At 70.3% G+C, this 21,374-nt stretch carries 14 protein-coding genes; 7 read left to right on the forward strand and 7 right to left on the reverse strand.

Features of this window, described 5'->3' with window-relative positions:
* Positions 1–35 precede the first annotated feature (35 nt).
* Positions 36–674: a TetR/AcrR family transcriptional regulator gene (locus G4Z16_RS20015; RefSeq protein ID WP_197352092.1), complete on the reverse strand. Its 639-nt coding sequence runs from the start codon at positions 672–674 to the stop codon at positions 36–38.
* Between the two features lie 364 nt (positions 675–1,038).
* On the opposite strand from G4Z16_RS20015, the gene G4Z16_RS20020 reads away from it, so the two are divergent.
* From G4Z16_RS20020 to ptsP, 5 genes are all read left to right on the forward strand, one after another.
* A complete protein-coding gene (locus G4Z16_RS20020; RefSeq protein WP_197354776.1) occupies positions 1,039–2,313 on the forward strand; it encodes a YncE family protein in 1,275 nt (424 codons plus the stop codon).
* 614 nt (positions 2,314–2,927) lie between these two features.
* Positions 2,928–3,689, forward strand: a complete 762-nt coding sequence (locus tag G4Z16_RS20025; RefSeq protein ID WP_197352093.1) for a DeoR/GlpR family DNA-binding transcription regulator — start codon at positions 2,928–2,930, stop codon at positions 3,687–3,689.
* The gene (gene pfkB, locus G4Z16_RS20030) at positions 3,686–4,633 is read left to right on the forward strand and encodes a 1-phosphofructokinase (protein WP_197352094.1); all 948 of its coding nucleotides are present in this window, start codon (positions 3,686–3,688) and stop codon (positions 4,631–4,633) included. Before G4Z16_RS20025 ends, pfkB begins: the two co-directional genes overlap by 4 nt.
* Positions 4,634–4,711: 78 nt before the next feature.
* Positions 4,712–6,757, forward strand: coding sequence for a PTS fructose transporter subunit IIABC (locus G4Z16_RS20035; RefSeq protein ID WP_197352095.1), 2,046 nt, complete (start codon positions 4,712–4,714; stop codon positions 6,755–6,757).
* Between the two features lie 190 nt (positions 6,758–6,947).
* Positions 6,948–8,612: a phosphoenolpyruvate--protein phosphotransferase gene (gene ptsP, locus G4Z16_RS20040; protein ID WP_197352096.1), complete on the forward strand. Its 1,665-nt coding sequence runs from the start codon at positions 6,948–6,950 to the stop codon at positions 8,610–8,612.
* 121 nt (positions 8,613–8,733) lie between these two features.
* Here the strand turns inward: ptsP and car are convergent, their stop codons facing one another.
* Positions 8,734–12,288 carry a carboxylic acid reductase gene (gene car / locus G4Z16_RS20045; protein ID WP_197352097.1) on the reverse strand — a complete coding sequence of 1,185 codons (3,555 nt, stop codon included), beginning with the start codon at positions 12,286–12,288 and terminating at the stop codon, positions 8,734–8,736.
* 148 nt (positions 12,289–12,436) lie between these two features.
* Positions 12,437–13,033 (reverse strand): TetR/AcrR family transcriptional regulator, encoded by a 597-nt coding sequence (locus tag G4Z16_RS20050; RefSeq protein WP_197352098.1) that lies wholly within the window; start codon positions 13,031–13,033, stop codon positions 12,437–12,439.
* 47 nt (positions 13,034–13,080) lie between these two features.
* Between G4Z16_RS20050 and G4Z16_RS20055 the strand changes: the two genes are divergently transcribed.
* Positions 13,081–13,926 carry an alpha/beta fold hydrolase gene (locus G4Z16_RS20055; protein WP_197352099.1) on the forward strand — a complete coding sequence of 282 codons (846 nt, stop codon included), beginning with the start codon at positions 13,081–13,083 and terminating at the stop codon, positions 13,924–13,926.
* 179 nt (positions 13,927–14,105) lie between these two features.
* Here G4Z16_RS20055 and G4Z16_RS20060 read toward each other — a convergent pair whose 3' ends face one another.
* The 4 genes from G4Z16_RS20060 to G4Z16_RS20075 all read right to left on the reverse strand — a co-directional run bounded on the left by G4Z16_RS20060 (position 14,106) and on the right by G4Z16_RS20075 (position 18,449).
* Entirely contained in the window at positions 14,106–14,735 is a 630-nt protein-coding gene (locus G4Z16_RS20060) for a hypothetical protein (protein ID WP_197352100.1), read from the reverse strand.
* Between the two features lie 399 nt (positions 14,736–15,134).
* Entirely contained in the window at positions 15,135–15,479 is a 345-nt protein-coding gene (locus tag G4Z16_RS20065; RefSeq protein WP_197352101.1) for a hypothetical protein, read from the reverse strand.
* 284 nt (positions 15,480–15,763) lie between these two features.
* Entirely contained in the window at positions 15,764–16,951 is a 1,188-nt protein-coding gene (locus G4Z16_RS20070; protein WP_197352102.1) for an epoxide hydrolase family protein, read from the reverse strand.
* A 172-nt stretch (positions 16,952–17,123) separates the two neighbouring features.
* Positions 17,124–18,449: an MFS transporter gene (locus tag G4Z16_RS20075; RefSeq protein ID WP_197352103.1), complete on the reverse strand. Its 1,326-nt coding sequence runs from the start codon at positions 18,447–18,449 to the stop codon at positions 17,124–17,126.
* Positions 18,450–19,478: 1,029 nt separating this feature from the next.
* On the opposite strand from G4Z16_RS20075, the gene G4Z16_RS20080 reads away from it, so the two are divergent.
* Positions 19,479–21,332 (forward strand): phage tail sheath C-terminal domain-containing protein, encoded by a 1,854-nt coding sequence (locus G4Z16_RS20080; protein WP_197352104.1) that lies wholly within the window; start codon positions 19,479–19,481, stop codon positions 21,330–21,332.
* The last annotated feature ends 42 nt before the right edge of the window (positions 21,333–21,374 follow it).

Below are 21,374 nucleotides of genomic sequence, written 5' to 3' on the forward strand. Positions count from 1 at the left end.
GGAGGGCGGGGGCGGAGTCGACGTGGCCCAACCGCTCATGGACGCAGCAGAGCCAGCAGCAGCCGGACGAGTTCGTCCACGATCTCGTCGAGGGTGGCGTCGACCCAGCCCGCGGACCAGTCGTGCAGCAGCCCGTTCACGCTCCCGATGAAGGCGGCGGCGGTGATGCGGTAGTCACGGTCGGCGGCCTCGCCCCGCTCCACCGCGGATGCCGCCTCGGCACGGATCAGCTCGACCCACCTGGCGCGGCGCGAGAGCCGCTGCTCGTCCAGGCGGGGGCTGACGCCCACGATCTCGGTGAAGGCGATCCGCATGCGGCGCGGGTCCGAGGTGAGGCTCGCCGCGTACGCACGGAAGACGAAGCCGTAGCGTTCCGCGAACGGCAGGTCCCCGGTTGTTCCGAGGGCGTCCAGGACCGCCGCCTGGGCCCAGTCGTTGACCTGGAGATGCAGGACGGCGAGCACGTCTTCGAGGGTGCGGAACTCCTCGTAGAACTGACGGGTCGACAGCCCTGCCGCCTCGCAGAGCGCGGCGACGCTCGTCGACCGGTAGCCGGGAGCGTCGCCGAAGAGCTGAAGCGCCGCGTCGAGGAATCTCTGACGCCGCTCGGCCTGCCTCTCGCTCGCCGCCTTGCCCGCGTACCGGCCGGTCGGCCGCCTGAGCCGCTGCTCCACCGCTCTCCCTCGCTCGCCTTCCGGCCATCTTCTGCCCACGGGGGGTTGAAGAACACGGAGGCCGTAGTTACCTTCGGTAGTACCCAATGTGAACAGGAGTCTTTTCACATTGTGCCGTCAGTGATGCCTCATGAGAAGCACCTGGTCGGACGCCATGTGACGGTGATTCTCGCTCGCATCGGAAGCCACCCCCAGCTGCCGGCTCTCCCCGCAGGGCCCCGCCGAACTCTGCGGGGAGAGCCGGCATCCTCACGCTCGTCCCGTACGGCCGCAAGCTCGGCGAGCGCGGAGACGCCACGCGAAGGAGAGCCATGCCATGCCCGTACCAAGGACACAGACGGACGCCGACTCGCCGCTCCTCCCGATGTCACGTCCACGCGCCCGCCGGCGCCTGCTCCCGTTCGTCCTCGCCACAGCTCTCGTGGCAGTGGCCGCCACGGCCGGCGTGGCAGCCGCCGTACCCGGCCCGGGCGATGAGGAGGCTGCCGGGCTGCGGGAGGTGATGTTCGTCGGCAACAACTGGGACGGCACCGCCGATGTGATCGAGTCCAGCGGCAGCTTCGAGAAGCTCGGCCGCATCAACGTGATCCCCGACAAGCAGGAGCGCCTGGACGAGATATACGCGGACCCCGTCAAGCTCCTGTTCTTCCTGGGCATCCGCAACGGACCGGGCGAGGGTCACGACCAGTTCGTCGACGACATGTACTCCACGCCCGACGGGACGGCCATGGTCGTCTCACGTCCGAGCTTCGCCGACGTCGTCTCCATCGACGTCGCGACCGGGAAGATCAACTGGCGCTTCCCCGTCTCCGGTCACCGCTCCGACCACATGGCCGTCTCGCCTGACGGCAAGCGCGTGGCCGTCTCCGCCTCCACCTCCAACACCGTCCACGTGCTCGACATCGGCACGGGGAAGGAAGCGGGCTCGTTCAAGGCGGGCGACAAGCCGCACGAGAACGTGTTCACCGACGGCGGCAAGTACTTGTGGAACATGTCCATCGGCGAGGTCAACACCGCCGCCGACGACCCGTGGCTGGACTGGACGAAGGGCGACCGCAAGATCACCGTCGTGGACGCGGCCACCTTCAAGGAGGCCAAGGTCATCGACATGCGCGACAGGCTCGACGCCTTCGGACGCAAGGACCTCTCCGACGCCGTGCGGCCCGTGGCCTTCACGCCCGACGAGTCCACGCTCTACTTCCAGGTCTCCTTCTTCAACGGGTTCCTCGAGTACGACGTGGCCGCGGACAAGATCACGCGCGTCAAGACGCTGCCCAAGAACCCCGACACCAGCGAGGACCGCACGACCTGGGTCAACGACTCCCGTCACCACGGCATGTCGATGAGCCCGGACGGCGACAAGCTCTGCGTCGCGGGAACCATGGACGACTACGCGACGGTCGTCGACCGCGACACCCTGCAGGAAGGGCCCCTGGTCGACGCCTCGAAGCCCTACTGGGCCACGGTCAGCGGCGACGGCAAGTCCTGCGTCATCTCCGAGAGCGGAAGCGACCAGGTCACGGCCATCGACTTCGCCACCGGCGAGAAGACGGCCTCGGTGCCCGTCGGGGATCACCCGCAGCGCGTCCGCATCGCTCATGTGCCCGACGACTGGACCAGCCCGGCCGCGCGCCGGTGAGCGAAGCCGCTCCACACCACGCACGGGTGGATGTGGGCAGCGGAGGCACACCGGGTCAGGCCGCTGAGGCCTGTGCCCCCGCCGCTCGACGGCGGGGGCACGGCGCCTGACGCGGCGGCCCCGTCCCCCGGCGGAGACGTGAGCCGGGCACGTCCGCCGGGGGAGCGGCCGCGTGAATCCGCGGCCGGCGCGGCCGGGGTCGGCGGGAGCCGTCACGGCCGGCCACAACTCCGGGCCATATCCCCATTCCGGTCCCGGTCCCGTTCCCGGTGACCGGCTTCCGTTCCCGGTGACCGGCTTCCGTTCCCGGTGACCGGGGACGGCCTTTCATGGCGCCTGGCCCATGAAACGCGGACCGCATCGTCGCGCGCTCCCGCCGCCGAACCCGGCGTGAGCTGCAGCCGGTCCTCCATGACTTCACCGAACGCGCCCACAGCGGTGGGCAGTTGGGGACGTCGGCCTCCCCGGGCATCCCACGCCGTGCCCGCATGCCCTGTCGGGGAGCGCGTCCGTTCGTGCCCACCTTCTTGCCCGAACGTGTTTACTTCCCGGCAATGCCCGCGTACCGTCCTCGGAAAGCAACAGGTTCGGGCATGGAACGGACGTAAATCCACATGTACGCAGCGGAGCGCCAGCAGGAGATCCTGCGGCTGGCCCATGAGAGCGGGCGCGTCGACGTGCTGTCTCTCGCCGAGGAGTTCGGGGTCACGGCCGAAACGGTCCGGCGGGATCTGAAGGCCCTGGGCAGGGCCGGGCTGGTGCACCGGGTCCACGGCGGCGCCATCCCGGCGGGACGGCTCGACTTCGAACTCGATCTGGCCGAGCGGGACGCCGTCGCGTCGGACGAGAAGGACCGCATCGCCCGGGCCGCCCTGGACGAACTGCCCGCCGACCGGAGCGTGATCATCGACGCGGGCACCACGTCGGCCCGCCTCGCCGCCGCAATCCCGGTGGACTCCACGGTCACCGTCGTCACCCACGCCCTGCCGGTCGCCGCCCGGCTCGCCGACCATCCGGGCATCGCGCTCCACCTCGTCGGAGGACGGGTACGGCACCGCACACGGGCCGCCGTCGACGCATGGGCGCTGCGCGCCTACGGCGAGATCAACGCCGACGTCGTCTTCCTCGCGGCCAACGGCTTCTCGACCGGTGGCGGTCTCACGACGCCCGACCTGGCCGAGGCCGCGGTGAAGCGAGCGATCATCGCGGCCGCGCGACGGGTGGTACTCCTCGCCGACTCCAGCAAGTTCGGCAAGGAGCACTTCGGCCGCTTCGGCGATCTCACCCACGTCGACCTGCTCATCACGGACACGGGGCTCAGCGCCGAGGACGCACGCTCCATCGAGGAGCAGGGCACGGAAGTGGTGCGCGCATGATCCTCACCGTCACCCCGAACCCGAGCCTGGACCGCACCTACGAACTGCCGGTCCTGGACCGCGGCTCCGTCCTGCGGGCGGTCACGGACCGGGTCGACCCCGGCGGCAAGGGCGTCAACGTCTCCCGCGCCGTGGCCGCCGCCGGTCACCGTACGGTCGCCGTCCTGCCGTTGGGTGGTCCGGAAGGCGCGCTGCTGTCACGGCTGCTCGGCGACCTCGGCATCGAGGTGTCCGGCGTCCCGGTGACCGGTTCGACCCGCGTCAACGCGACGCTGGTCGAGGCCGACGGCACCTTGACCAAGGTCAACGCGAGGGGCCCGGAGATCACGGGGACCGAGGCGGAGGCGCTGCTGGAGGCCGTACGCGCGCTGTCGGCGGACTCCGACTGGATCGCCTGCTGCGGCAGCCTGCCGCGGGGCCTGCCGCCCAACTGGTACGCCGAGTTGGTCGACCGTATCCACAGGGCGGGCGCGCGGATCGCCCTCGACACCTCCGGTGCGGCACTGACCGCCGCGCTTCCGGAACGTCCGGATGTCGTGAAGCCGAACACCGTCGAGCTCGCCGAGGCCGTCGGACGTCCCCTGGCCACCCTCGGCGACGCGGTGAAGGCGGCGGAGGAGCTGTGCGCACATGGCGCGCAGGCGGTCCTCGCCAGCCTCGGGGCGGACGGTCAGCTCCTCCTCGACGCGTCCGGAACGCACTTCGGCAGCGCGCCCGCAGATGTGGTCCGCAGCAACGTCGGCGCGGGCGACGCCTCGTTGGCGGGATTCCTCGCTGCCGGAGGGACAGGTCCTGCCGCTCTGGCGGCCGCTGTCGCACACGGCGCCGCCGCCGTGCAGTTGCCCGGCAGCGCCATGCCCACGCCCACCGATCTGGATCCCTCCGCGGTGGCGGTCACCGCGGACATTCCGCTGGACCGTGCACTGACGGAGCCGGCCCCGTGAACGCCCACGTGAACTCCCGAACCCTCAGGTCCCCGACACCGTCCGGCAGGGCGGCCATCGAGCAAGGAGAGCCGCGCGATGAGTGAGTTGATCACCGCGGAACTGGTCGACCTCGACCTGTCCCCCGAGACAAAGGAAGCAGCCGTCCGTTCGCTTGCCGAGCGGCTGGTGGCCGCCGGCCGCGTCACCGACCTCGACGGCTTTCTCGCCGACGTGGCCGCCCGCGAGGCCCAGATGCCGACCGGTCTCGACGGCGGAATCGGCATCCCCCACTGCCGCAGCGAACACGTCACCGCACCGACGCTTGCATTCGGACGCAGCGCGGAGGGCATCGACTTCGGCGCGGCCGACGGCCCCGCCGACCTGATCTTCCTGATAGCCGCCCCGTCCGGAGCCGACAACGACCACCTGACCATCCTGTCGACCCTGGCCCGGCGGCTCATGGACGAGGACTTCACGAACGCGCTGCGCGGAGAGCAGTCCCCGGACGCCGTCGCCGCCCTGATCCGCGGCGAGGAGCCCTCGCCGGCGCCGGTACCGGTACCTGAGACCGCCGAGGCCGAGACCGCGGCTGAGACCGTGACGGAGGCCGACGGCGACGACGACGAGGACGAGGGGCAGGCATCGGCACCCTTCCGCATCGTCGCCGTGACCTCGTGCCCCACCGGGATCGCCCACACCTACATGGCTGCCGAGTCCCTGCAGAAGGCCGGTGAGGCCGAGGGTGCCGAGGTCGTGGTGGAGACGCAGGGCTCGGGTGGGTTCACCAGGCTGGACCCGGCCGACATCGCCGCCGCGGACGGTGTGATCTTCGCGCACGACGTCGGGGTGCGGGAGCAGGACAGGTTCGCGGGGAAGCCCACCGTCGACGTCGGCGTGAAGGCCGCCATCAACCGGCCCGCGGAACTCATCGCCGAAGTACGCGGAAAGGCCCGGCGCGGCGAGGTCACCGGACCCGCCGGGGAAGGGGAGCCCACGGAGACGCCGGAGGCCCGCGGGGAGCACTTCGGTACGCGGCTGCGCAAGTGGCTGATGACCGGCGTGAGTTACATGGTGCCGTTCGTCGCCGCGGGCGGGCTTCTGATGGCGATCGCCTTCGCCATCGGCGGCTACGAGATCAACAAGGCGCCGTCGGTCGCCGAGCACTTCGGCTGGACCGAGGTCGCCAGTTGGGCCGCCCTGCTCTTCCAGACCGGCGGCGCCGCCTTCGAGTTCCTCGTCCCGGTCCTCGCCGGTTACATCGCGTACGGCATGGTCGACAGGCCCGGTCTCGTGCCCGGCATCGTCGGCGGCTCCGTCGCGATGACCATCAACGCGGGATTCCTCGGCGGACTGGTCGCCGGCCTGATCGCCGGCGCGGTGGTGATGGCGATTCAGCGGCTGCGCATCCCGCCTGTGCTGCGCGGCGTCATGCCGGTGGTCGTGATCCCGCTGCTCTCGTCGGTCGCCGTCGGCTTTCTGATGTTCGTCGTGGTCGGCAAGCCGATCGCCGCGGCGCAGAAGGGCATGACCGACTGGCTGGGCGGGCTCTCGGGCGGAAACGCCGTGCTGCTCGGTGTGCTGCTCGGTCTGATGATGTGCTTCGACCTGGGCGGTCCGGTCAACAAGGTCGCGTACACCTTCGCGGTCGGCGGTCTCACGCACCCCTCGGACGGCAGTCTCACGGTCATGGCCGCGGTGATGGGCGCGGGCATGGTGCCGCCGCTCGGCATGGCCCTGGCGACCACGGTGCGAGGGAAGCTGTTCACCAGGACGGAGCGGGAGAACGGCAAGGCCGCCTGGGTGCTGGGGGCGTCGTTCATCAGCGAGGGCGCCATTCCGTTCGCCGCTGCCGACCCGTTGCGGGTGATCCCCGCCTCGATGGCGGGCGGCGCCGTCACCGGTGCGCTGACCACCGCGTTCGGCTGCACTCTCCGCGCGCCGCACGGCGGTGTCTTCGTCGTGCCTCTGATCGGCCAGCCGCTGCTGTACCTGGTGGCCGTCGCGGCCGGCACGTTCGTCACCGGCGGCCTCGTCATCCTCCTCAAGCGCCGCCGGAACACGCCCGGTTCAGCAACGGAGACTGCCTCCGCCGCTGCGCCGTCCGAGTCCGAGCAGGCGTCCAGGGAGTCGGTCCCGGTCTGAGCGGCACAGCACGGAGGGCCCGGGCTCCGGGTGCCCTTCGTGCTGCTCCACGCCGTCGACGAACCATGCCGGAGGAGATCTTCATGGCTCTGCAAACCCACCTCGCCGGTGCGCGCAGCGGGCCGCGCGCCCGCCCTTCCGCACCACTCGTACAAGCCACCGCCCGCGTCGCCGACACCGAGGAGCAGCTGTGACGACTGCCGTGTTGACGGGGATCGGGGTCAGTGCGGGAAGCGCGGCCGGTGAAGTCGCCCGCATGGCACCGGCACCCGCCCTGCCCGAGGCCCGCGCCCTCACCGAGGCGGACGTGCCGGCCGAGGTCGCCGCCGCACGCGGCGCGCTGGGCCAGGTCGCCGAGGACCTGGAGCGGCGGGCCGGCGCCGTCACGGGGGACGCCGCCGACGTGCTGTCCGCCCAGTCGATGATGGTCGCGGACCCGGCGCTCGGCGACCAGGTCGAGGCCCGGATACGGTCCGGCGCCGACGGGGCGCACGCGATCGCCGCCGCCTTCGGCGAGTTCCGTGCCGCGCTGGAGCAGGCGGGCGGCTACTTCGCCGAGAGGGTGGCCGACCTCGACGATCTGCGTGACCGGTCGGTGGCCTCGCTCCTGGGACTGCCGATGCCGGGGCTGCCGGATCCAGGACGCCCCTACGTCCTGGTCGCCGCCGACCTCGCTCCCGCGGACACCGCACTGCTCGACCCGTCCCAGGCCCTGGCCCTGGTCACCGAGCGGGGCGGGCCGACAAGCCACACCGCCATCCTCGCCAAGACCCTCGGCCTGCCCGCCGTGGTCGCCTGCGACGGGGCCGGCACGCTCACCGACGGGCGTCCGGTTCTGGTGGACGGCGCGGCCGGTGCCGTACATGTCGATCCGCCGCCGCACGCCGTGACGGAGGCAGCCGAACGCGAGCAGGAGCGGCGCCGCCTGGCGGAGTCGGTGAGCGGGCCGGGCCGTACGGCCGACGGTCATCCGGTGAAGCTGCTGGTCAACCTCGGCGCATCGAACGAGCTGCCGGCCGCGGCGGCGGCGGACAGCGAGGGCGTGGGTCTCTTCCGCACCGAGTTCCTCTATCTCGACCGCGCCCAAGCCCCTTCCGCGGCAGAACAAGTCGCCGCCTACCGGGAGGTGTTCACCGCGTTCGCGGGCCGCGGTGTCGTCGTCCGCACGCTTGACGCCGGTGCGGACAAGCCGCTGCCGTTCGCCACCGCGGCGGACGAGCAGAACCCGGCTCTGGGAGTACGCGGCCTGCGCACCGCCACCCGCGACCCGGAGCTGTTGCGGACGCAGCTCGCCGCCATCGCCGAAGCGGCAGCGGACAGCGGTGCCGAGGTCCGGGTGATGGCCCCCATGGTCTCGGTGCCCCGCGAGGCCGCCGCCTTTGCCGAGCAGGTACGCGCACACGGCCTGCGGGCTGCCGGCGCCATGGTGGAGGTACCGGCCGCGGCGCTGCGCGCCGGGGAGCTGGCTCAGGTGTGCGACTTCCTCAGCATCGGCACCAACGACCTTGCTCAGTACGCGTTTGCCGCTGACCGGACCCTCGGCGAGCTGGCCGAGTTCCTCGACCCCTGGCAGCCCGCCCTGCTGGACCTCGTACGCATGGCGGCCGACGCGGGCGCGCGGCACGGGCGGCCCGTCGGCGTGTGCGGAGAGTCGGCCGCCGACCCGGCGTTGGCCCTGGTGCTCGTCGGCCTCGGGGTGAGCAGCCTGTCAGCGGCGCCGAGTTGTCTGAGCGACGTACGAACAGCCCTGGCGGCGCGGACACTTGAGGACTGCCGCGTGCTGGCCGGCATCGCCCTCTCGGCGCCGGATGCCACAAGCGCACGCGCAAGGGTGCTGGCGGAGATCGCCGCGTAGCGGTGGACGGCGCCGCACGACGCGGACGGGTGCCCCGGGGTGCGACACCCCGGGGCACCCGTCGTCCTTGCGGTGGGGGCGGTGGCGTCCGCGCGGCAGCGGTACCCGCCGTGCCGCAGCCTCAGAGCAGTCCGACGTGCTCGAGGTCGGCGACGTACTTGGTGATGAGCGAGGGCCGCAGGACGGGGATTTCGCCGTCCCGTCCGACTCCGGCCTCCCGCACCGCTGCGCCGAACCGGTCCGCGGGGATGCCCGACGCCGGAACGGGACGCTGCGGCTCACGGAAGGCGTCCATCAGCGGAAGCAACGAGTGCTGCCGCTGATGCTCCGGCAGGCCACGCAGGGCGGTCTCGATGCGCGCGGCCCACTCGCCGTATTCGTCGATGTGCTGGATGCGCCGTCCTCCTTCGGCGAGCCAGTCCACGAGGACGTCGAGCGAGACGCCGTGGTCCTGAGCGTTGACGACGTTGTAGGTGTGGAACCCCTCGACGACGCGCCCGCCGATCGTCGTGACGGCCTCGGCGGTGAAGTCGGCGGGCAGCCCGTGGAATCCGGCCCGCGGACGGTCGCCTCCGGAGCCGGTGCGGTAGAAGGAACGCGGGGCGATGCCCGTCGCGGCCAGGCTGAGCAGCAGGCGCGTGAACAGGTCGGGCACGTTCAGCTGCCCCTGATACTCGCTGTGCGCGAGGATCATGTCCGAGCGGAAGACCGCGCAGGGCAGCCCGCACAGGTCATGGGCCTCGCGGAGCAGCACCTCGCCGGCCCACTTGCTCGTGCCGTAGCCCCCGGCGTACGCACTGTCGAGACGGCGGACGGGGACGGCGCTGCGGATGTCGGCGTCCTCGGAGAGGGGCGCTCCCGCGAGCTGGGTTCCCACGGCCACGCTGGAGAGGAACACGAAGGGCTTGATCCGGGTGGTGATCGCCAGCCGGACAAGTTCGGCCGTGCCCGCCACATTGGGGCCGAACAGCTGCTCATAGGGCAGGACATGGTTCACGAGGGCGGCCGGATGGGCGATGAGATCGACATCGGTCGCGAGCTGGTTCCACGTCTCATCGTCCAGGCCCATGTTCCGCTCGGCGATGTCGCCGGCGAGCACCTGAAGACGGCCTGCGGCTGCCGACTCCCGGTAGCGCGCGAGGAGTTCGGCGTCGCCGCTGTCGAAGGCCGCGTCGAGACGCCGTCGCGCCGCCTCGGCGCTGCTTCCGCGCACGACGCAGATCAGGGTGCCGCCGGACTCGGCGAGCCGCTCCAGCCATTCGAGGCACATGAACCGGCCGAGGTAGCCGTTGGCCCCGGTCAGCAGGACCGTCCGTACGGCGTCTCCGGGGCCCGGCCGGGGGAGCTCCTTGGCCCTGGCGAGGACTTCGGCGTCGACCAGCGCCGCCAGGTCCAGGTCGCCGGTGCCCACTTCCGTGGCGTCCGCTCCGTGCACGGCGGCGAAGGAGGGCCGGTCGTGGCCGGAGTCGAGGCGCTGCTCGATGTGGCGGGAGAGTTGCCGCAGATCGGTCGCCGGGCTGGTGACGACCGACACCGGGACGTCCACCTCGTAGATGTCGCCGAGGAGCCGGCAGAAGGAGACCGCGGAGAGCGAGTCGCCGCCCAGGTCGGTGAAGTGCACCCCGGGATCGAGGTCCGTGGAGGAGCAGCCCAGTAGGCACTTGGCGGCCCGGCCGACTGTCTCCAGCACCGGCCGTCCCCGTCCTTCGCGGCGCAGGGCACGCAGTTCGCTCGCCTGCCGCGAGGCGAGGTCGGCGTACATCTGCTCCAGCCGCTCGCCGTAGCGTTCCTTGACCCTGGGGCGCGCCAGTTTGCCGGCGTCGCTGAGGAGGCCGTTCCGTGTGGAGAAGGGTTCGGTCTCCACGATGAAGTCACGTGGAATCTCGTATGAGTTGAGGCCCGCCTCCTTCGCGGTCCGCTGGAGTTCGGCGCTCAGTGAGGACTTGAGCGCGGCCTCGCTGTCCTGTGCGGCCTCGATCGCCTCCGGCGTGGGCACGACGGCGGCGAGGAGGTAGGAGCGTTCGCTGCTTCCGTGGACGAAGATCTGCCGGATCAGCGGACTGGCGGCGAAGACGGTCTCCAGCCGCGAGATGGCCACGAGCTCGCCCTGCGACAGCTTCAGCACGTTCTTGGTGCGGTCGACGTAGACGTACTCGTCCGGACCGGTCTGCGCCATGATGTCGCCGGTCTTGTAGAAGCCCTCCTCATCGAAGGCTTCCGCGGTGGCTTCGGGCCGCTTGTAGTAGCCAGCCATGACCATTTCGGTCTTGATCCTCAACTCGCCCCGCGGGTAGGGCGAGTCGGTCCGGAAGTACCCCAGTTCGGGCACGTCCACGAGCTTGTGGTCGATCACCACCGGAGCAATCTTGTGGCCGGTGGTGATCATCCCGGCCTCCGTGGCGCCGTAGCCGTCGTGCGGCTTCAGCTCCAGACACGACTCCAGGAAGGCGGCCGTCTCCGAGTCCAGCGGTGCGCTGCCCGACATGACCCGCACGATCCGGCCGCCGAGCATCTCCTCCCGCATCTCGGTCAGTAACTCCGCCTCGGCAAGGGCGGGTTCACGCCCTGTGACCACCCGCCGGTCGACTTCGCTCTGGTACTGCTGGAAGAGCATCTCGGAGACCCGGGGCACCAGCATCAGGTCCGTGGGGCGGGCGAGTGACATGTCCTCGAACAGGGTCGACAGGTCGCTCTTCGCCGTGAAGTAGTGGATGCCGCCCGCGCTGAGCGTGCTGAACAACGTGTAGCGCCCGGCGAGATGGCTCATGGGCAGGAAGTTGAGGCTGATCACGGGGGTGTCGGTCTTGCGCCACGAAGCGCCCCACAGATAGGTGGCCAATCGCTGGGTGTACATGGCGCCCTTGGGTGCACCGGTGCTTCCGGAGGTGTAGAGCAGCGAGGTCAGTGACTGCTCGTCCACGGTGGTGCACAGCGGCGCCGGGGGCAGCGTGTGACCGCGTTCGAGCATCGCCGTGAGGGTGTCGATGGCCACGGGTGAACCGGCGGCGGCCAGCCGTCCGGCTGCCGCCTCGAAGCGCTCGCGCTGCTCGTCCACGCCCATGTCGCAGTCGAGCACGACCAGCCGCCGCAACGACTCGCTGCCAAGGGCCAGTTCGACGGCCGTCTCCAGGAGTTCGGCGCTGGCCGCGAGGATCAGCGGGGCCGACTCCGCGACGATCGGCCCGAGCTCGGCGAGGGTGGCGCTGAAGTGCAGGGGTACGGAGACCAGCCCCAGGTGGATGCACGCCAGATCGACCGTGGCGTAATCGCCGCTGGTGAAGCCCAGCGTGCACACGAAGTCCCCGGCGGCGACCGGGGACTTCGCATCGTTCGTCAGCTCGCTCGCGAGGGCCTGGATTCTCTGCGAGACCTCGCGGTAGGTGATGGTCCTGAACTCCGGGAGCAGTTCGGTCATGGTGCGGCCCGTGCGCGGGTCCTTCGCCAACTTCTTTACGCGCTCTCCGAAGGCGGGCCGGTCGGCGTATCCCTCCAGGACCGTGGCCATGATCCGCGGGAGCCCCATGCCGGGTGCCCGTATCGCCTCGGTGACCTCGTCCAGCGGCTTCGCCTGCTGGAACTGCCGGTCGGTCGCGTACAGTTCAGCGGCGCGACGCTCCGCGGGGGAGAGCGGCGCCTGATCGTCACCCTCGCTGCCGGACTGCGCGTTGACTGCCATTCCGTCTCCTGTTCGCCGTTACAGCGTGTATTGGTCGGACGGACCCTACGCACACAGCCGTGCACTGTGGCCGAACCGGTAACGGTCGTGCGCAGTCGATCAGGGAGACGGGCGGGGCCCCTGGGCCGGGCGGGACGGGCGGGGTCCGTCAGCCGGGCACCTGCTGGGCGGCGCGGACAAGGGCGGCCGCTGCCGTGGCCGCCGCCAGCACGGGACGGGTGGAGCGCGCCGAGCGGCCGAGCATGAAGGCGCCTTCCAGCGTGGCGATGACCGACAACGCCGTGTCGTGGGCGGTGGATTCGTGGATCCCGCAAGCCGCGTAGTAGCCGGCAAGGCGGTCGGTCCAGCTCGCGAAGACCTCCTCGGTGACCCGGCGCAACGCGTCATGGGTGCTGGCGACCTCCAGGGCGATGGTCGCGATCGGGCAGGGATCGGCGTAGTCGAGCGAGTGCAGGGTCTCGGCGGCGGCGGTGAAGGCCTCGCTGGTGGCGAGGGCAGGGTCGCTCCGCTCGTCCGGTGCGGCGAAGAGTTCACCGATGAGGCGCAGGTAGGCCGCGCCGGTGGTCCGGATGACCTCCTCCGCCAGCTGCGCCTTGCCGCCCGGGAAGAAGTGGTACGCCGAGCCGTACGGGGCCTCCGCGGCGGCGACGATCTGCTTCATGCCCGTGGCGGCGTACCCCTGACGTCGGAAGAGTTCGGTAGCCGCCCTCAGGATGCGACTTCTCGTGTCGCCGGCCGTCCTCATGCTCGGTACTCTCTCACTAGATCGGTCTATCTAGAAGGCGGGGTCCCATGCCCGAGATCGAACTGACCGCCGGCTCGATCGACTACACGGACACCGGCGGACCGGGCGAGGCCGTCGTCCTCGTCCCTGGCCTCGCCTTCGACGAATCGGTGTGGCAGCCGGTGGTGGACGAATTGCGCGACGGCTTCCGCGTCCTCGTCCCGGTGCTGCCCATCGGCGCCCACCGACGGCCGATGCGGCCGGACGCGGATCTCTCGGCGCACGGAGTCGCGGCCGTCCTCGCGGAGTTCCTGGAGCGCATGGATCTGCGTGACGTCACGCTCGTCCAGAACGACGCGGGCACCGCCCAGTTGCTCGTGGGTGTATGCGACGAACGCATCGGCCGCCTGGTCCTCACCTCGTGCGAGGCCCTGGAGAACTACCCGCCGGGCATCCAGGGCAGGACCCTCCATGCGATGAGCAGGATCCCCGGCGGACTCTTCCTTCTGCTGCAGTCCTTCCGGGTGCCGTTCCTGACGAGGATGCAGACCTCGCTGGGCGGCATGGCCAAGCACCCCATCCCGTACGAGCTGGTGCGCCGCTGGTACGGCCCGCTGTTGACGAACCGTGAAGTGCGCCGGGACTTCGCGAAGTTCTGCCGTGGCGTGCGGAAGGACACCTATCTCGAGGCCGCGGAACGCCTCAAGCGGTTCCGCGGACCGGCCCTCGTCGCATGGGGAGCGGAGGACCGGATGATGCCGCCCCGGACCGGCCGCCGCCTCGCCGCGCTGCTTCCGCGCGGCGAGTACGTGGAGATCCCCGACTCACGGACCCTCATCCCCCTCGACAACCCACGCGCCCTGTGCGCGGAACTGCGCCGCTTCATCAAGGAGACGCCGGCCGACCGCAGTTGACGACGTCCACGAGGCGGCGCCCAACCGGCCGAGGCCGACGAGTCCCCGCCCGCGACCCACCCGCCCCCGGCTCCGGAGGGCAGGAGAGCGAGGCATCACGGCTTGGCTCGTGTGCCGGATCTGCGGGTATCGGCTCGGGCGTCGCCTTACGCGAGACGTCAAGCAGCGGCGCGGGAAGCTCAGTTGAGCTTGGTGACGGCGGTTCCCGTCGTCCGCTTGAAGTCGCCGACGGGGGCGCTGCCGAGGTCGCCCATCTGGCCCCAGCGGACCAGGGTCACGACCTTGCCGTCCCGTCCGACGCCGAACAGGTGCACGTTGATCTCGGATTCGGGGATCGAGACCTGCACGCCGTAGACGTGTGCGCCGTTGCCCACGGCCAGCCCGCTGTAGTCGTCCCAGGAGGCGGTGCCGCCGGGCGTCTCGCGCAGCCAGTCCGCGGCGCAGGCGGCGACGCTCTTCCTCAACGAGGCGGCCAGCTTGCTCGCCGCGCCGGAGCTCGAAGCGGTGACGCTGACCTGGGTGGCGGTGGCGTCCAAGTCCGTGTGGAACTCGCGGTGGTGGCTGCGGGCGGACGGCAGCACACCCTCCGCGCAGAACGGTTCCGGATCCGGCAGCCCGGCCGTCACCTTGCCCGCGAACCAGGGCGAGGACGGGTGCGGCGGCAGGTCTGCGGGAGCCAGGAAGCCCGGTGCCTTGGTCTTCTTCGCCGGGGCGGCGACGCCCGGGCTGCTCGCGGCAAGCGTGAGCCCCAACGCCGAGAGCGCCGCGAGAGCGCCGAGAGCCGCGGAACGGAAGGTCTGTGCGGGCATATTCGGAACCTTTCCCCCGTATCAGTACTGACGTCACAACAGACCATCAAGCAGGCTGAAGGGTTGTACGTCCGGGGCGGCAGGGTGTCGCCGTCCGCCGTCCGCCGTCCGCCGTCCGCCGTCCGCCGTCCGCCGTCCGCCGCGCGAGGGCGGACCGTCATGTGGTGACGGTTTCGAAGTCGCCGCTGCCGCAGTGGATTCGGGACGCCGCCGAGGCGGTCGTGCTCCGCGCCGCCGACCGCGCGGATGCCCCGCGCTCACGGCCGGGCGTCGCGGCCGGGCGTCGCGGCCGGGCGTCGAACGGGCGCGCCCGGCGGATCGGCGCACGGCGACCGCGCGCGGCCGATGAGCCGTCCCCTTCGCGGTGCGGTGACGCCTGCCCGGTGCCCGCGTACGGGATCAGCCGTCCGCGCCGGAGAACCCCTCCGCGAGCTCGCGGTGCCTGTCCGCGGCCAGCTTCGCCTGGCCGGTGGTGATGGTGGATCCGGGCATGGTGCCCAGGCGTTCGACCTCTTCTGCGAAGCGCAGATGCTCGATCCGCGCATGGTCACGGCAGGCGAGGCAGGTGACGCTGCCGGGACGCGGGGAGGTCATCGCGTACGGCACCCGCAGGCCGCAACCGGTGCTGACGTGACTCGGCAGGTCGCCCGCAAGACCGAACGCGGAGGCCATCACGTCGCGGACGGCGGCGTCGCGGTGAACGACCTTCGCCTCGACATGGATGTGCGGATCGTCCCCACCCATGTGGCCTCCCTGCCCCGGCTACGGACCGGCCGGGAGCCTTCCCGGCCGGCGCTGCACTGCAGGACGAGTCTGCCACGCGGACGATGCGCCGGCGCCCTCACGTGATCTCGCCGGCGGGCTGCGGGCAACGGGCAGGGCCGTCCCCGGTTCAGGGCAGTCGCCCGGCGGCCCGGCTCTGAACGGCGTACTGACAACTCGACCGGGGCCGAGCCTCGCAGGCCACCCGTCCGGCCCCCGGCCAGGCCCGCCGGGCCAGGGATACGCAGAGGGTGGAAGGCGGTCACTCAGCGAAGCGACCGCAGGCCCGCACGCACCTCTTCCGCGAAGAGTTCCGGCTGCTCCCAGGCTGCGAAGTGTCCGCCCTTGTCGAGCCTGTTGTAGTGGATGAGGTTGGGATACGCCTGCTCCGCCCAACTCCGCGGGGCCTCGTAGAGCTCGTCGGGGAAGACGCTCACGGCGACCGGGATGGAAACACCCTTGACGTCGAGGAACGAGAACTTGTTCTCCCAGTAGAGGCGCGACGATGAAATCGCCGTGTTCGTCAGCCAGAAGAGCGTGATGTTGTCGAGTTCGTCCTCTCGCGAAATGCCTCCCGGGTGTCCGGCGAAGGCCTCCGAGATGAGCTCCAGGCTGGCGGCATCATGGTCGAGCATGAAAGCCGCCAGACCCACCGGTGAATCCGCCAGACCGGTCAGCGTCTGCGGACGTGTCCCCATCATCTGGGCGTAGGCGATGTGCTTGTAGACGAAGTCCAGCTGCTCGCAGGCCCGCTTCTCCTCATCGGAGAGACCGGAGGGCAGCGGATTGCCGGCCTGGAGCGCCTGATCGATGTCGGGCGGAACCGCGCCAGGCATGTTCGTGTGAATCCCGAGCAGCCCCGGAGGCGCATCTGCGCCCATGAGGTCCGTGACGACCGCGCCCCAGTCGCCGCCCTGTGCCACGAACCGGGTGTATCCGAGCCGCCTCATCAGTTCCACCCAGGCGCGCGCGATGTGGACGGGATCCCAGCCGGTGGCCGGCTTGCCCGAGAACCCGTAGCCGGGCATCGAGGGAATGACCAGGTGGAATGCGTCCGCCGCGCTCCCGCCGTGCGCCGTGGGATCGGTGAGCGGTTCGACGATCTTCAACTGCTCGATGACCGAACCGGGCCATCCGTGCGTGACGATCAGCGGCAGAGCGTTTTCGTGCTTCGAGCGGACGTGGATGAAATGAATGTCCAGTCCGTCGATCTCGGTGATGAACTGCGGAAGGGCGTTCAGCCTCGACTCGACCTTGCGCCAGTCGTAGTCAGATGCCCAATAGCGGGCGAGTTCCTGAATCGTCTCGAGCTGCACGCCCTGGGACTGATCCGGGACGGTCTCCTTTTCGGGCCAGCGCGTGGCCTCGATGCGCTCCCGAAGGGAATCCAGTTCGGCGTCGGGGATCTCGACCGTAAACGGCCGGATCGCCGGCTGTTCCTGTATGACAGACATGCCGATCTCCTTGCCGTATGTCTTCAGTGTAGGTCGGGACCGCTGGCCGGCTCGTCCGTGATCACTCGGTATGCGTGCGTCCCCTCATGAGGAAACGATCACGACGAAACGGCGCTCGGTGACCGCCATGGGCAGCCGCCGAGCGCCGTTGTCGTTCCGGGATGTGAGCGCGTCAGGACGTGAGCACGTCGCTTCGCGAGCGCTCCTCCTCGGTCTTGGCCTCGTCGCCGTCGACGCGGTACAGGTCGATGTCGCGGGTCTCCCGCATGGTGAGGTACACGACCAGCGAGACGGCCGCGCATCCGGCCACGTACCAGAAGTAGCCGGACTCGATACCGGCGTTCTTGAACCACAGCGCGACGTACTCGGCCGTGCCGCCGAAGAGCGCGGCGGCGATGGCGTACGGCAGGGCGACGCCCAGCGCGCGGACCCCCGTGGGGAACAGCTCCGCCTTCACGCACGCGTTGATCGACGTGTAGCCGGTGACGATCACCAGGGCCAGCAGGGTCAGCCCGAACGCGGGCAGGAAACTGCCGGCCTGCCCGAGCAGCTTCATGATCGGCACGGTCAGGAGGGTGGAGCCGAGCGCGAACGTGATGAGCATCGGGCGGCGGCCGATGCGGTCCGAGAGCAGCCCGCCCAGAGGCTGCAGGCACATGAAGACGAACAGCGCGCAGAAGCTGACCAGCGTCGCCTGGTCCTTGGGCAGGCCCGCGGTGTTGGACAGGTACTTCGTCAGGTAGGTCGTGTACGTGTAGTAGGCGACCGTGCCGCCCATGGTGAGCGCGATGACCAGGAACGCCTCGCGCTTGTGCTGCCACAGGGCGGCGAGCGTCCCGCGGTCCTCCTTGCGGGTGTCGCCGACCTCCTCGTACACCTCCGTCTCCAGCATGCTGCGCCGCAGGTAGAAGACGACCGCGGCACCGGCTGCGCCGACGATGAACGGGATCCGCCAGCCCCAGCTGGTCAGGGTGTCCTCGGACATCGTGTTCTGGAGCACGATCTGCAGGCCGAGGCCCACCAGCTGCCCGGCGGTCATCGACACGTACTGGAAGCTGGACGCGAAGCCCCGGCGGTTGGGGGCGGACGCCTCGGTGAGGTAGGTGGCGCTGGCGGCGTACTCACCGCCCACGGACAGACCCTGGAGCAGCCGCGCGACGAGCAGGATCACGGCGCCGCCGTAGCCCGCGGTCTCGTACGTCGGCGCGATGGCGATGAGGATCGCCGACGCCGACATGAGCGTGACCGTGAGCGTCAGCGCGGCCTTGCGGCCCCTGCGGTCACCGACCCGGCCGAGCAGCCAGCCTCCGACGGGACGCATGAAGAAGCCGACGGCGAAGATGCCGGCGGTGTTCATGAGCTGAGCCGTCGGGTTCCCGCTCGGGAAGAACGATCCGGCGAAGTACGTGGCGAAGCTGGTGTACACGAACCAGTCGAACCACTCGACCATGTTGCCGGCCGAGCCCACCCAGATCTTCTTCCAGTGCTGTCGTTCCATAGCGGGCCACGCTGCCGGGCCGCGTCCTGGGAGATCAAGGGCACCGTGGCAACGATCGCGAGAACTTACGTGCGTTGTGTACACCGGAAGGCCACGGGGCGCGCCCGATGGGCGCGACCTGCACGGACTGCGAAAAACGGTGCGCGAAGGCGGCACGGCTTCCTCTGGAGTACCACCGGGCTTCCCAACTGTCGTGGCGCCGGCATCAGTTGCGGTTGCGGTGTCAGGGAGGCCGGGGTGCTCGGGTCACTGCCGAGTGGGGCGCGAGCACGTGGACGCTTGGCCTGACGCTCCATCGGGTTCACAGCTGACGGAATGGGCGCCGACCGCACCTTTTGCCCTGTTTTTCACGAGGTCTCCATGTACGAGTCCAAAATGTTCACCTGCCGGAATGCGCCACTCCGAGGAGTAATCAGTGCAGCGTGCGGCCGTGACTCCCCTCGGGAGACCCGCACGCCTCGCCTTCAACTCCCGTCGTTCTGCGACATAGTTGCAGGTCAGGGTCCTGTTCGAAGGGTTCGCGGAGGGTTTGCGCATTCGGTGGCGGATCCTCGCATTCCGGATTAGTTCCACCGTTCTTGCACGCAGAGCAACCGTGCTGAGCTGCACGGATGCCCGCGCCCCGGCCAGGTGCTCAGCTGTGTGACGAGATCTCGTCCCTCCCCCTGCCGCGCCCCTGGCGGCCCAGGTGCTCGAGGTCCTGACCTCCTGCTTCGCCGGGATGCCAACTCCGTGGAATGTCAACGGCGTTGGCGAAACTCTTGTCCGTGGCCGGAAATTATGGGTGTGAGCCGCCTGGTATTCCCGATATGAATGGCGACGCACTCGGGCATCAGGAGTCGCGCCGGAGGACGGTGTGTCCCGTACGTACTGCATGGGTACGGCGGACGCCCCGCTCGACGGCGAGGCACGGGGGGAAGCTCGCGAGTGCGTCGTCGCGTGCGCCCAGGCCGCCGTACCACCACGGACCTGTGTCCCCCTTTCCCACTGAATGCCGTTGTCCAGGCGCTCGTAGGGATTGGAGGGGGAATGCCGACGAAGCCGACCTATCCCGGTGTTTACGTCGAAGAGATTCCCAGCAGCGTCCGTACCATCACCCAGGTCACCACCGCGGCGACCGCATTCGTGGGCCACACCCGCCGCGGTCCCCTCAACAAGCCGGTGCGGGTCACCAGTTACGCCGAGTTCGAACGCCGTTTCGGGGGTCTGACCTCGCAGAGCGCCGTCGCCTACGCAGTGCACCAGTTCTTCTGCAACGGCGGTTCCATCGCGGTCATCGTGCGCGTGGCCAAGGCCGGTTCGGGCAAGGCGGCCTCCGTCACCCTCGACTCGACCGAGGGCCGCAGCCAATGCCCGGTGCTGGAGATCACCGCCCGCGAGCCGGGCGTGTGGGGCTGCGGGTTGCGCGTGGCCGTGGACTACGACACGCCGGCACCCGAGGAGACCTTCAACCTGCGCGTCTTCGACGCCAGGGGAGAGGCCCGTGAGTTCTTCGGCGGGCTGTCCATGGACCCGTGCCACAGCCGCTACGTCCAGACCGTCGTCAACTCCGGCTCCACGCTGGTGCGTGCCGAGGTCGTCGGTGAGGGAGAGGGACGTCCCGACCCGTCCGGCACGGTCTCCAAGCCCTTCTCGGGGAATCTGCCCGACCTCGGTGTCGAACTGACCGTGAAGATCGGGGACACCGAGCGGGAGTTCGTCCTGTACGACCAGGACGAGGACGGCGAGGCTCCCTGCAGCGTCGCCGAACTCGCCCTGCTTCTGGAGCGGAAGCTGCGTGCCCTGCCGGACGCGCCGGGACGCCACGACTTCGCCGCCGCGGAGGTCACGGCATTCGGCAACCGGCTCCAGACCGTCGCCGGGAGCAACGATCCGGAGGCCGTCGTCCGCTTCGTCGGCGAATGCGCCAACGACCTTGGCCTGGAAGCCTCCGTCAACCCACCGGTGTTCGCCCTCGAGGGCGGCGAGGACGGCGAGGCGCCCGGGCCGCGCGACCTGGTCGGCAGCGAGGCCCGCAAGTCCGGGCTCCAGGCGCTGCGCGACGTCGACGACGTCAACCTGCTCGCACTGCCCGAACTCGCGGCGTACGAATCGACCGAGGACATGATCACCGTCCTGGCGGCGGCCCAGCGGCTGTGCCGCGAGGAGCGCATCTACCTCCTCGTCGACGCGCCCGCGGCCTGGTCCGGAGTGGACGCCGTCCGCACCGGCATAGCCGCCTTCGAGCCCGTACGCAGCAGCCACGCGGGTCTGTACTTCCCGCATCTGCAGATGACCGACCCGCTCACCGGCCGGCTGCGTTCGTTCCCGCCCTCCGGCGCCGTCGCCGGAGTCATCGCCCGTACGGACGGTGAACGCGGCGTGTGGAAGGCACCCGCGGGCACGGAAGCGCGTCTCGCCGACGTGCACTCGCTGTCGGTGCGGCTCACCGACCGCGAGAACGGGCTGCTCAACCCGCTCGGCGTCAACTGCCTGCGGACCTTCCCGATGGTGGGTCCCGTGGTCTGGGGTGCCCGCACCCTGGAGGGCTCGGACGCACGCGAGAGCGAATGGAAGTACACCCCGGTGCGGCGGCTCGCGCTCCACGTCGAGGAGAGCCTCCACCGCGGCCTGCGCTGGGCCGTCTTCGAGCCCAACGACGAGCAGCTGTGGCAGCAGATCCGGATGAACGTCTCCTCGTATCTGCACACGCTCTTCCAGCAGGGCGCCTTCACGGGCGGCACGCCGCGGGAGGCCTACTTCGTCAAGTGCGACCACGACACCACGACGGAGGAGGACGTCGAGAACGGCGTCGTCAACATCGTGGTGGGCATCGCGCCGGTGCGCCCGGCGGAGTTCGTGATCGTCAAGGTCCAGCAGATGGCGGGACAGTTCACGTCCTGACGGGCCGGCCGCCGTCCGGCAGGCCGGCGGCCGGGTGACCGA

The organism is Streptomyces bathyalis (assembly GCF_015910445.1).
In the GTDB taxonomy this organism is placed as follows: Bacteria; Actinomycetota; Actinomycetes; order Streptomycetales; family Streptomycetaceae; genus Streptomyces; species Streptomyces bathyalis.